At 73.7% G+C, this 12,523-nt stretch carries 10 protein-coding genes; 7 read left to right on the top strand and 3 right to left on the bottom strand.

What is annotated here, in order from left to right; genetic code table 11:
- The first annotated feature begins 212 nt into the window (after nucleotides 1–212).
- The 7 genes from ACZ66S_RS26150 to ACZ66S_RS26120 all read left to right on the top strand — a co-directional run bounded on the left by ACZ66S_RS26150 (nucleotide 213) and on the right by ACZ66S_RS26120 (nucleotide 9,731).
- Complete coding sequence (locus ACZ66S_RS26150) at nucleotides 213–800, top strand: RNA polymerase sigma factor (RefSeq protein WP_469903955.1); 588 nt, start codon at nucleotides 213–215, stop codon at nucleotides 798–800.
- A gap of 143 nt (nucleotides 801–943) precedes the next feature.
- Nucleotides 944–2,137 carry a lycopene cyclase family protein gene (locus ACZ66S_RS26145; RefSeq protein ID WP_469903954.1) on the top strand — a complete coding sequence of 398 codons (1,194 nt, stop codon included), beginning with the start codon at nucleotides 944–946 and terminating at the stop codon, nucleotides 2,135–2,137.
- A gap of 115 nt (nucleotides 2,138–2,252) precedes the next feature.
- On the top strand, nucleotides 2,253–2,984 hold the full coding sequence (locus ACZ66S_RS26140; protein WP_469903953.1) for a methyltransferase domain-containing protein: 732 nt from the start codon (nucleotides 2,253–2,255) through the stop codon (nucleotides 2,982–2,984).
- Entirely contained in the window at nucleotides 2,981–4,549 is a 1,569-nt protein-coding gene (locus ACZ66S_RS26135) for an FAD-dependent oxidoreductase (RefSeq protein WP_469903952.1), read from the top strand. Before ACZ66S_RS26140 ends, ACZ66S_RS26135 begins: the two co-directional genes overlap by 4 nt.
- 137 nt (nucleotides 4,550–4,686) lie before the next feature.
- On the top strand, nucleotides 4,687–5,127 hold the full coding sequence (locus tag ACZ66S_RS26130; protein WP_469903951.1) for a pyridoxamine 5'-phosphate oxidase family protein: 441 nt from the start codon (nucleotides 4,687–4,689) through the stop codon (nucleotides 5,125–5,127).
- Between the two features lie 183 nt (nucleotides 5,128–5,310).
- Nucleotides 5,311–7,695 (top strand): phosphoketolase family protein, encoded by a 2,385-nt coding sequence (locus ACZ66S_RS26125; protein WP_469903950.1) that lies wholly within the window; start codon nucleotides 5,311–5,313, stop codon nucleotides 7,693–7,695.
- A gap of 311 nt (nucleotides 7,696–8,006) precedes the next feature.
- Nucleotides 8,007–9,731: a sensor histidine kinase gene (locus ACZ66S_RS26120; protein WP_469903949.1), complete on the top strand. Its 1,725-nt coding sequence runs from the start codon at nucleotides 8,007–8,009 to the stop codon at nucleotides 9,729–9,731.
- A gap of 49 nt (nucleotides 9,732–9,780) precedes the next feature.
- Here the strand turns inward: ACZ66S_RS26120 and ACZ66S_RS26115 are convergent, their stop codons facing one another.
- The 3 genes from ACZ66S_RS26115 to ACZ66S_RS26105 form a co-directional block, all read right to left on the bottom strand.
- A complete protein-coding gene (locus tag ACZ66S_RS26115) occupies nucleotides 9,781–10,236 on the bottom strand; it encodes a universal stress protein (protein WP_469903948.1) in 456 nt (151 codons plus the stop codon).
- A gap of 46 nt (nucleotides 10,237–10,282) precedes the next feature.
- On the bottom strand, nucleotides 10,283–10,849 hold the full coding sequence (locus ACZ66S_RS26110; protein WP_469903947.1) for an Rv1733c family protein: 567 nt from the start codon (nucleotides 10,847–10,849) through the stop codon (nucleotides 10,283–10,285).
- Between the two features lie 178 nt (nucleotides 10,850–11,027).
- Nucleotides 11,028–12,233 carry a globin domain-containing protein gene (locus ACZ66S_RS26105; protein ID WP_469903946.1) on the bottom strand — a complete coding sequence of 402 codons (1,206 nt, stop codon included), beginning with the start codon at nucleotides 12,231–12,233 and terminating at the stop codon, nucleotides 11,028–11,030.
- Nucleotides 12,234–12,523 lie beyond the last annotated feature (290 nt).

Here is a 12,523-nt window from a genome sequence, read left to right as displayed (position 1 = left end):
CATGACCGGTTCGCCTCAGGTGGCGGAGACGGATGCGGGGCGGAAAAGTAAAGGAAGGGAAGGCCGGGACCGGGTCCCTCCGGACGTGTGGTCCACCCTTCCCCGGCGATTCGATGCGAAGTCGATGCAAGTTGCCCCTCCTGCGTGCGATCCGCAGGGTGGAAGGGCCGCAGTCGCTCTCGGCGACCACCAGGCCCAGCGGAGGAGTGACGATGACGACCGCACAGCGAACCGGCGGGGACATCGACGACAGTGAGCTCGTGGAGGGGTTCCTCAAAGGGGACGAGGCATGCCTCACGGTTGTGCATCGCCGGTGGGGCCCGCTCGTCCACGCGCTCGCCCGGCGTTCCCTGGGGGACGCGAGGGAGGCGGAGGACATCACCCAGTTGGTGTTCCTCGCCGCGTGGCGGGGCCGTGCCGGGTTCGCGCCGGACCGCGGCACCCTGCCCGGCTGGCTCACCGGCATCGCCCGCCGCAAGATCGCCGACGCGCTCGCCGCCCGCACCCGGCGCAACGAACTCGTCGCCGCCGCGGGCGCCCAGTTGCTGCTGCGCGCCGACGACGAGGCGGTGCTGCCGGAGTCCGCGCTCGACCGCGTCCTGCTCGCCGACGAGATGTCGCTGCTCCCCGCCCCGCAGCGCCGGGTGCTGAACCTCGCCTTCTACGACGACCTCACCCAGACCCAGATCGCCGAACTCACCGGCTGGCCGCTGGGCACGGTCAAGAGCCACGCCCGCCGGGGCCTGCGCCGCCTCGCCGGCCGCCTCGGCAAGGACGAGCTCGTCGAGTGCGCCGCGTGACAACGACGCAGAACCGATGCACATGTTCATCAACCGTGGGTGGTCCATGTGCCGCGCGGCAGGTGACATCCGCATCCGGACGGGTACTGCGACCGGAACACCGTCGCAGCACACGGCGGAGACGCGGAGGGAGTGACCCGGTCATGCACGAGGCGGACGTCGCCATCATCGGAGCGGGGGCCGCCGGTCTGTCCCTGGCCCACCGCCTCACCCGGCCCGTCCCCGGCGCCCGGCACCCGTCCGTCGTCCTCGTCGACGCCCCGCCCGGACCGCTGCGCCCGCCCCGGCGCACCTGGTGCTTCTGGGAGACCGGCCCGGGCCCCTACGACGCCGCCGTCACCCGGTCGTGGCAGCGCCTGCGGGTGCACCGGCCCACGGGGGAGCCGATCGAGCACGACATCTCCCCGCTGCGCTACAAGATGATCCACTCGGACGACTTCGAGGCCCTGGTGAACAACGCCCTCGACCGCAGCGGACGGGTTCGGCGCGTCGAGGCGACCGTCGAGTGCGTCGAGGGACTCGATCTGGGCGCCCGGATCGACGTCCGTACGGCGGACGGGCACCCCGCGTCCGTACAGGCCCGCTGGGTGTTCGACTCCCGGCCGTTGGGCAGTCTCCCCGCGGCCCGTACGACACTGCTCCAGCACTTCCACGGCTGGTTCGTCCGCACCGGGCGGCCCGTCTTCGACCCGGGGCGCGTGGAGTTCATGGACCTGCGCACCTCCCAGCCCGCGCAGGGCCTCTCCTTCGGCTACGTCCTGCCCACCCGCCCGGACCAGGCCCTGGTGGAGTACACGGAGTTCTCCCCGGCCGTGCTGTCGGCGGACGCGTACGACAAGGCGTTGCACCACTACACCGGCACCGTGCTCGGACTGGACGACTTCGAGGTCACCGCGACCGAGACCGGCGTGATCCCGATGACCGACGCCAGGTTCGCCCGGCAGACGGGCCAGTCCGTCTTCCGTATCGGCGCCGCCGGCGGAGCCACCCGGCCCTCCACCGGCTACACCTTCGCCGGCGTCCAGCGCCAGACCGCGGCCGTCGCCGCGGCCCTGCGCCGGGGCCGCCGGCCCGTGCCCCCGCTGCCGCACTCCCCCCGCGCCCGCGCCATGGACGCGGTCCTGCTGCACGCCCTGGACAGCGGCCTGGTGGACGGCGCGGACTTCTTCGCCCGACTGTTCGCCACGGTCCCCATGACCCGGCTCCTGCGGTTCCTGGACGGCGGCACCCGGCCGCACGAGGAGTTCGCCATCGGTCTGCGCACCCCCGTCCTGCCCATGCTGCGAGCCGCCGCGGAGGTGCCCCGGCTGCCCCGACGGCCCTTCCCCGGCCCCTGACGCGCGGTACGACGGTTCCCGGCGCCCCGACCTTTATTGCACGACACGCCGAGCCCCGGCTCCCGACGCCCCGACCCGACCCCCGAACCCCCGACGACCCGCACCAGGAGGCAGCGTGACCGTGCTGCGTGACGCGGACCTGGCCGCCGCATTCGACCATGCGGCGCCCAGTTACGACACCCTCGTGGCCGCCAACCCCGGCTACCACGCCCATCTACGCCGCTCGGCACGCCGGCTCGGCCTGCCCGGGACGGGCGATGGGCTGCGCGTCCTGGACCTCGGCTGCGGGACCGGCGCCTCCACCGCCGCGCTCGCCCGCGTGCTGCCCGACGCCCGCATCACCGCCGTGGACGCCTCCGCCGGGATGCTCGACCGTGCCATGGCCAAGCCGTGGCACGGCAACGTCAGCTTCGTCTGCGCCCCGGCGGAGGGGCTCCCCGACGCGGGCGTGCGGGGCCCCTTCGACGCGGTGTTCGCCGCCTACCTGTTCCGCAACGTCGTGGACCCCGACGCCGTGCTGGACACCGTCCACGACCTGCTGGCCCCGCACGGCCGGCTCGCCGTGCACGAGTACACGCTCAGCGGCCGCCCGCTCGACCGTGCCGTGTGGACCGCCGTGTGCCGCGGCCTCGTGCTGCCCGTCGCAAGCGCCCTCGGCGACGGCGACCTGTACCGCCATCTCTGGCGCAGCGTCGTCGAGTTCGACACGGTCGACCGGTTCACGGACCGCCTCCGAGCCCGCGGCTTCGACCGCGTACGGGCCCTGCCCCTGCCTGGCTGGCAGACCGGCATCACCCACACGGTCGTAGCCCGCCGCGCCGTCGCGACCGCCGGGAGCGGGCAGTGACCGCCGCCGCGGCGGGTGCCGCCCGCCCGGGACGCGACCGCCACGCCGTGCTGCTGCCCCCGCCGCCCGGAGCGACCCGGGTCGGCGGGCACCCGCGCAGCACCGCCGTCGTGGGCGGCGGCATCGCCGGTCTCGCCGCCGCCACCGCGCTCGCCGAACGCGGCGTCGACGTCACCCTCTACGAACGCGAGCCCTACCTCGGCGGCCGCGTCGGCGGCTGGAGCACCCACCTGTCCGACGGCACCACCGCGACCATGAGCCGCGGCTTCCATGCCTTCTTCCGCCAGTACTACAACCTGCGCGGACTGCTGAGCCGTACCGACTCCCCGCAGGGCCGTCTCACCGGCCTGCCCGACTACCCGCTGCGGCACCGGAACGGACTGCACGACAGCTTCCGCAGAGTGCCGCGCACCCCGCCCCTGAGCGCGATGGGCTTCGTGGCGCTCAGCCCCTCCTTCCACTGGCGGGACCTGGCACGCATGCGCCCCGCCGCGGCCCTGCCCCTGCTCGACGTCCGTGTCCCCGACGTCTACACCGCGCTGGACACCGTCAGCGCCCACGACTTCCTCGAGTCCCTGCGCTTCCCGCCGGCCGCCCGCCACCTGGCCTTCGAGGTGTTCTCCCGGAGCTTCTTCGCCGACCCCCGCGAGCTGTCGGCCGCCGAGATGGTCCTGATGTTCCACATCTACTTCCTCGGCAGCTCCGAGGGACTCCTCTTCGACGTGCCCGACGACCCCTTCCCGACAGCCCTGTGGGACCCCCTGGCCAAACACCTGAGCCGCCACGGCGCCGACCTGCGCCTGGACACCCCCGTCGAGAACGTCTCGCCCACCGCGGACGGCGCCTTCACCGTCGCCACGGACCGCGAGGAGAGGCGGTACGACACCGTCGTCCTCGCCCTCGACACCGGCGGCCTGCGCTCCCTGGTCGGCCGCTCACCCCGGCTCGGCGACGCCGACTGGCGCGACCGCGTCGGCCGGCTGCGCACCGCCCCGCCCTTCCTCGTCTCCCGGCTCTGGCTCGACCGTCCCGTCGACGCCGGGCGGCCCGGATTCCTCGGCACGGCCGGATACGGCTCGCTCGACAACGTCAGCGTCCTGGAACGCTGGGAGCAGGAGGCCGCCCGCTGGTCCGCCCGCACCGGCGGCTCCGTGGTCGAACTGCACGGCTACGCGCTGCCGGGGGACGCCGACCCCGCCGCGGAGGCCGAGCACCTGATCGCACAGCTCCGGAACGTCTACCCCGAGACCCGCGACGCGCGCGTCCTCGACGCACGGCACGAATGGCGCCAGGACTGTCCCCTCTTCCCCGTCGGCGGATACACCGACCGCCCCGGCGTCCGCACCCCGCAGCCCGGCCTGGTGCTCGCGGGCGACCTGGTGCGCACGGACCTCCCGGTCGCCCTGATGGAACGCGCCGCGACCAGCGGTTTCCTCGCCGCCAACGCCCTTCTGCAGTCGTGGGGGGTCCGCGGTCACCCCTTGTGGACCGTACCCAACGGCGGCCGCAACCGGCTGCTCCGCACCCTGGCGGGCGGCCGCGCACGCCCCCGCACCAAGGGCTGAGCCCGGGACGGGCGGACCATCGGCCCGGGCATCAGGGCCGTCCGTCCCGGACCCGGGACCCATGGCCCCTCACCCCGCACCGGGGACCGACGGCAGGGTGGGTGCACCGAGCGGCAGAGGCGAAGGTGGGACCGGCCATGTATCCCGACGACGGTTTCCGTGAACTGAACCGGCAGGAGTGCCTGCGCCTGATGGCGGGGACCCCGGTCGGCCGCATCGTCCACACGCGCCATGCCCTGCCCGCCGTCCTGCCCGTCAACTTCCGCCTGGACGACGGCGGCGGGGTGCTGCTGCGGACGGCGGCGGCGTCGGAGCTGGTCCGCGCGGTCGACGGCGTGGTGGTCGCGTTCGAGGCGGACGAGGTCGACGCGGCCACGCACTCCGGCTGGAGCGTCGTCGTCACCGGCCGGGCCGGCGTGGTCACCGACCCCGCCGAGCACGCGCGCCTGTGCCTGGTCGGGCCGCGCTCCTGGGCGCCCTCGCCCGTGGAGGTGTTCGTGCGGATCGAGCCCGAGCTGATCACGGGCCGGCAGCTCACGGGCGGCCGCACGCTCCACGGCACAGGCCGGCCCTGGTGAGAGCGCAAGCGGAGCGGTTCGGCTCCCACTGCCATGTGGCCGTGGTCCCCACCCGACAGGGCCCCTGGCCGGGCCGGGTGGCCCGAACGGCCCTGTCGAGGAGCACCCCCGCCGACGGAAGGTGATGATGTGCGGATTCGTGCGCACGCCCGCCCCGAGCCCCGCCCCGGAAGGGAAACCCCGATGTCCGTCGACACGCAGCAGGCGCCCGCCGAGCTCACCGACGACGAGCTGAAAGCTCTGGACGCCCACTGGCGCGCCGCCAACTACCTGTCCGTCGGCCAGATCTACCTTCTGGCGAACCCCCTGCTGACCGAGCCCCTGCGCCCGGAGCACGTCAAGCCGAGGCTGCTCGGCCACTGGGGCACCTCCCCGGGCCTGAACCTCGTGCACACCCACCTCAACCGTGTCATCAGCACGCGTGGCCGAAGCGCCCTGTGCGTCTGGGGCCCCGGCCACGGCGGGCCCGCCGTACTCGCCAACTCCTGGCTGGAGGGCTCCTATTCGGAGACGTATCCCGACGTGAGCAGGGACGCGGCCGGCATGGAGCGGCTGTTCCGGCAGTTCTCGTTCCCCGGCGGCGTGCCGAGCCACGTGGCTCCCGAGACGCCCGGGTCCATCCACGAGGGCGGCGAGCTGGGCTACTCCCTGTCGCACGCCTACGGAGCGGCCCTGGACAACCCGGACCTGCTGGTGGCCTGTGTGATCGGCGACGGCGAGGCGGAGACCGGGCCGCTGGCCGCCTCCTGGCACTCCAACAAGTTCCTCGACCCAGTCCACGACGGCGCGGTCCTGCCGATCCTGCACCTCAACGGCTACAAGATCGCCAACCCGACCGTCCTCGCCCGGCTCCCCGAGACCGAGCTCGACGAGTTGCTGCGCGGCTACGGCCACGCCCCGATCCACGTCACCGGCGACGACCCCATGGCCGTGCACCGGGCGATGGCCGCCGCCATGGACGACGCGCTGGAGCGCATCGACGCGATCCAGCGCAGTGCCCGCGAGGACGGTGCGACCCAGCGCGCCCACTGGCCGGTGATCGTGCTGCGCACCCCGAAGGGCTGGACCGGCCCCGCCGAGGTCGACGGCCTCCCGGTCGAGGGCACCTGGCGTTCCCACCAGGTCCCGCTGTCCGCCGTCCGCGACAACCCCGAGCACCTGCGGCAGTTGGAGGCGTGGCTGCGCTCCTATCGGCCGCGGGAACTGTTCGACGACCACGGACGCCCGTCCGAGCAGGTGCTGTCCTGTGTGCCCGAGGGCACGCGCAGGCTCGGCGCCACACCGCACGCCAACGGCGGACTGCTGGTGCGCGAACTGCCGCTGCCCGAGTTGGAGTCGTACGCCGTGACGGTCGACAAGCCGGGCGCGACCCTGCACGAACCCACCCGCGTCCTGGGGGACATGCTGGAGTACGTCATGCGCCACACCGGTGAACGCCGGGACTTCCGGATCGTGGGCCCGGACGAGACCGCCTCCAACCGGCTCCAGGCGGTCTACGGCGCGAGCGGCAAGGCCTGGCAGGCGCAGACCCTGCCCGTGGACGAACACCTGGAGCGGCACGGCCGGGTGATGGAGATCCTCTCCGAACACACCTGCCAGGGCTGGCTGGAGGCCTATCTGCTCACCGGCCGACACGGACTGTTCTCCTGCTACGAGGCGTTCGTGCACATCGTCGACTCGATGGTCAACCAGCACGTCAAGTGGCTGCGCACCACCCGCCGGCTGTCCTGGCGCGCACCCATCGCCTCCCTCAACTACCTGCTCACCTCGCACGTCTGGCGCCAGGACCACAACGGCTTCTCCCACCAGGACCCCGGCTTCGTCGACCACATCCTCAACAAGAGCCCGGAGGCCGTACGGGTCTACCTGCCGCCGGACACCAACACCCTGCTGTCCGTCGCCGACCACGTGCTGCGCAGCCGCGACTACGTCAACGTCGTGGTCGCCGGCAAACAGCCCTGCTACGACTGGCTGTCCATGGACCAGGCCCGCGCGCACTGTGCGCGCGGCGCCGGGATCTGGGACTGGGCCGGTACCGAGGACGGCGGGCGGGAACCCGACGTGGTCCTCGGCTGCGCGGGTGACGTGCCCACCCAGGAGGTCCTGGCAGCCGCCCAGTTGCTGCGCCGGCACCTGCCGGAGCTGACCGTGCGCGTGGTCAACGTCGTCGACCTGGCCCGGCTGCTGCCGCAGGAGGAGCACCCGCACGGCATGCCGGACGCGGAGTACGACGCCCTGTTCACCCGCGACAAGCCGGTGATCTTCGCCTACCACGGCTACCCGTGGCTCATCCACCGCCTGGCCTACCGCCGGGCCGGCCATCCGCATCTGCACGTGCGCGGCTACAAGGAGATCGGGACCACCACCACACCGTTCGACATGGTGGTCCGCAACGACCTCGACCGGTACCGGCTGGTCATGGACGTCATCGACCGCGTCCCGGGCCTCGCGGTACGCGCCGCCGCCGTCCGCCAGCGGATGGAGGACGCCCGCCTGCGGCACCACGACTGGATCCGCGCCCACGGCACGGACCTGCCCGAGGTCGCCGACTGGACCTGGGACGGCTGAGCCGCCCCGTTCCGCGGCGCCGGTCGCGGTGAGGCGGATCCCGTGACCGGATCCGGGTCCATGCGGACCGCGTCGTCCGTGGCCCGGTCCGCCCAGGGGCATGACAGCGCCTGCCAGCGGGCCGGTTCGGCGGCTTCGGGGGACATTCAGCGCCGGCCCCACCAGGGGCCGGTCGGCGTCCGCGTACGGTCGGCCTGCCGTGGGCACCTCCGACGGGTGACCTGCCCTGATCCGTACCACCGCCCCGACCCCGACCATTACCGTGGCAGGTGACGGCACGGTGCCGGTGCAGGGGATCGGGAGGACCGCAGGTGGGTGGCTCGGAGGGAACCGCGGAGGCCCGCGTCAGGCTGCCGCAGCTCAGGCTGGACGAGCTGTTGGAAGAGCTCCAGGCCCGCCTCGACGCGGCCCGCGGCACCCGCGACCGGGTGCACAGCCTCCTGGAGGCCGTGCTCTCCGTCGGCCGCGAACTGGACCTGGAGCAGGCGCTGCACAGCATCGTCGAGGCCGCCGCCGCTCTGGTCGACGCCCGGTACGCGGCCCTCGGTGTCATCGGCCCCGACGGGAAACGGCTGTCCGCCTTCCACACCGTGGGAGTGACCGACGAGCAGATCGCGAAAATCGGCCCCTACCCGGAGGGCCACGGCATCCTCGGGGAGCTCATCCACCACCCCGAACCGCTCCGGCTGACCAAGATCTCCGAGCACTCGGCGTCGTACGGCTTCCCGCCCCACCACCCGCCGATGAACACGTTCCTCGGCGTCCCGATCCGGGTGCGCGAGCAGGTCTTCGGCAACCTGTACCTGACCGAGAAGCGGGGCGGCGCCCAGTTCGACGAGGAGGACGAGGCGGTGCTGTCCACGCTGGCGGTGGCCGCCGGCGTCGCCATCGACAACGCCCGCCTCTACGAGGACTCCCGGTTGCGCGAGCGCTGGCTGCGGGCCAACGCCGAGATCACCCACAGCCTGATGTCGGGCGGCGCGCAGGCGGAGGTCCTGCGGTTGATCGCGGACCGGGCCCGGGAGAACACCGGCGCCGCCCTGGCCCTGGTCGCGATGCCCGTGCCGGACACGGACTCGCTCACCGTGGAACTCGCCGTCGGGACGCGCGCCGAGGCACACCAGGGGCTCGTCCTGCCGGTGGACGCCAGTCTCATCGGACACGCCTTCAGCGGCGGGTCTCCCGTCACCAGCGTGGACATCTCCCGCGACGACCGGGTCGCGGGCGCCGCGGAGCGCTTCGCCGGGCTGGGGCCGGCCGTCGCGGTGCCGATCGGCTCGGGCACCGAAGGGGCGCGCGGAGTGGTCCTGCTGGTGCGGGAGAGCGGCCGGACGGTGTTCACCGGCAAGGAGATCGAGCCCTTGCGGGGTTTCGCCGCGCAGGCCGCGGTCGCGATGGAGCTGGCGGAGCGCCGCCAGGACGCCGAGGAGATCGCGGTCCTCAAGGACCGCGACCGGATCGCCCGTGATCTGCACGACCTGGCCATCCAGCGGCTCTTCGCCACCGGCATGACCCTGCAGAGCGCCGGCCGCCTCATCGAGCACGCCGAGGCCTCGGAGCGGGTCGTGCGCGCGGTGGACGACCTCGACGAGACCATCAAGATCATCCGGTCCACGATCTTCGGGCTGCGCTCGCGGGAGGGCGGAGCCGGGTCGGGACTGCGGGCCCGGGCGGTCCGCGTGATCGGCGAGGCCGCCTCGGTCCTGGGCTTCCCGCCCAGCATCCGGATGGAGGGCCTGGTCGACACGGACGTGCCCCGGGAGATCGCCGACGACGTGGTGGCCGTGCTCTCCGAGGCCCTGACCAACGTCGCCCGGCACGCGCGCGCGGGGCGCGCCGACGTCGTCCTGGAGACCGACGGCCACGAGGTACGGCTGACCGTGTCCGACGACGGGGTGGGCGTTCCGGCGGAGGGCCGCCGCAGCGGACTGCGCAACCTGGCCGACCGCGCGGAGGGTTACGGCGGTGACCTGACCATCGACTGTCCGGAGACGGGCGGGACCACACTGGTCTGGCGGGCGCCGGTGAGAGACTGACGCATCCCGCGAGGGGCGGATCGCGGAGGTTCCCCCCACGGCCCGCGTCCTAGAGAACGGATGTAACCCCGCGCCGGGCGGGCACCACGACCACGGGGCCCGCGGCATCCCGCAGCACCTCCCGTGCCACGGGGCCGAGTTCGCCGTCGTGGCCGCGGCCCAGGATCACCAGGTCGGCGTCCGCGGACAGCCGCACGAGGGCCTCGGCCGGCGGCAGGTGCCGTACGTCCTCCAGGACGGGCACCCCGGGATGCTTCTCCCGCCACGGCCGCAGCACGTCGGACAGCAGTTGCACCTCGTGGTCCTCCCAGGCCCCGCGGTCCTCCTCCGGTACGCCGAAGGGCAGTTCGGCCGCGCGGGACGGGAAGCGCCACGCGTGGACGGCGCGCAGCCGGGCGCCGCACAGCGCGGCCCAGTCGAAGGCGAGACGGACGGCGGCCTCGGCGGGATCGCGGGCGTCCACCCCGAGCAGGATCTCGGTGAAGCGGGGTGCGGGCTTCTGCACGATCGTGTCTCCCTGCCAGGTGGTGGAACGCCGTGTCCGGTGCGTCTCAGATGGTCCGACGCCCCCACTGCGGGCCGACCAGGTCCCACTCGCGGCCCCATGCCTCGACCCGCCGCCGGTCCAGCCGCCACCGCGCGAGAGTTCCGGCGGTGTGCACGGCACCGGCGAGGGCGAGGCCGGCGAGGGCGCCCAGGACACCCGCCTCGACGGCGGCCTCCCGGGCGCTCGGGGGAGCGGTGACGAGGGTGCCCTGACCGTTCTGCCAGAGTCCGACCCGGCTTCCGGCCCGCAGCCCGGTGTCGACCAGCGTCCAGTCGGTGCGGACCGAGCCGTCGGGCGCCGTCCAGCGGACCGCCCCCAGGGACCGGTCGCTCGACGGGCGGACCGCCGACGCACGCTGCGACTCGTCCGTGAGCAGGACCGCGCGGACCGGGAGCCGCTCGGTGCGCTGCCGGGCGAACACCTCGTCGGCGGCGTGCGCCGCCAGCAGCCCCGTGGCCGTGCCGCCGACGGCCATGACCGCCCACACCGCCAGCACGATCCACGCCTCGACGATGTCGTCCCGGCGTCGCAACGGGTTGCTCCGCCAGCGCCAGAACCACGTCCCGCCCATGCCCGAGCACCTCCTCCAGGGGGTCCGCCTACGACGGTGGCAGATCCCGGGGCCTTGTGACACCGGCCGGGCGGACACCGTCACCGGGCCGCCAGGACCCGTGCACGGCGCCGGGTGGGCCGTTCGGCCCACGGTGAGACAGGTGCCCGGACCGGGGCCGCGGCATGTCCGACCGGTCTCAGGCCGTCGTCTCCGCGAGCCACAGGTCGGGGCCGAACACCTCGTAGCGGATGTTGCGCGGCGAGACACCCCGCTCCAGCAGTCGGGTGCGGACCGCGCGCATGAAGGGCAGCGGACCGCACAGGTAGACGGTGGCGTCCGCGGGCACGTCCACTCCGTCGAGGTCCATCAGGCCGACGCGCGCGTCGGGCTCGGCGGTGCCGGGACGCTCGTACCAGAACACGCTCCGCGCCCGCGGCAGTTGCCGGGTCAGGTCACGGGTCTCGGCGCGCAGGGCGTGCTCGTCCGGGGAGCCGTCCGCGTGCAGGACGAGGACGGGACGGGTGGAGCCGGTCGCGGTGAGCCGGGCCAGCATGCCGACCATGGGGGTGCAGCCGATGCCGGCGGAGGCGAGGACCAGCGGGGTGTCGGTCTCGTCGAGGACGACGTCACCGAAGGGCGCGGACAGGGTGAGCTCGTCCCCGGGCCGCACCGTGCGGTGGAGCAGGTCCGACACCTCGCCGGCGGGGGCGTCCCCGGTGCCGGAGACCCGCTTGACCGTGATGCGCCGCAGCTCACCGCCGGGGTCCCCGGACAGGCTGTACTGGCGCAGTTGGCGCACACCGTCCGGCATCCGCATCAGGACACTGACGTACTGCCCGGCCCGTGCCGCCGGGGCGGGCCGTCCGTCGGCGGGGCGCAGCAGGAAGGAGACGACGTCCGTGGTCTCCTCGCGGCGTTCGACCACCGTCCAGGGCCGCCAGGTCGCGCCCGGCTCCACACCGGCCTCCTGGTAGAGACGGGCCTCCTGGGCGATGAGCGCGCCGGCCATCAGCCAGTAGACCTCGTCCCAGGCCGCGGCCACCTCCGGGGTGACCGCGTCACCTAGGACCTCGGCGATCGCGCCGAACAGGTACTTGTGGACGATCGTGTACTGGTCGTCGGTGACGCCGACCGCCGTGTGCTTGTGGGCGATCCGGGCCAGCAGCGCGTCCGGCCGGACGCCGGGCTCGGCGAGCAGGGCGGTCGCGAACCCGGCGATCGAAGCGGCCAGCGCCCGTCGCTGGGCGCCGCTCGCCTGGTTGCCGCGGTTGAACAGCCCGTCCAGCAGCTCGGGCCGGTCACGGAACATCGCGGCGTAGAACCGGCTGGTGATCTCGTCGAGAGCCCCGGCCACGGCGGGCAGGGTGGCCTTCACGAGGGCGGCGGACTCGGCGGACAGCATGAAGTCTCCCAGGGGAGTGGGGAATCGGGGCCGCCGGTCGTGGGGCGGCCGACTCTGTATAGCAACAGGGATTCCGGCATTTGCGGTTGTTTCGGGCCCTGGTGGCGTGGCTCGGGACCTTTGGCGCCGAGGTAGGGACGAAGGTCCCGGTTCACCGTTCCCGACCGGGACCGAACGGGCCGGGACCAGGGCCGTTCGGCCGGCGCGGCCGTGCGTCCACCGTGGCGGGGCCACCACGGCCTCCCCGACGGGGCCGACCGGCCCATGCGCTCCGCGCATCCGTGACGCAA

It is taken from the genome of Streptomyces sp. NPDC107471 (assembly GCF_055582845.1).
This window is presented reverse-complemented; position numbering and strand designations above follow the sequence as displayed.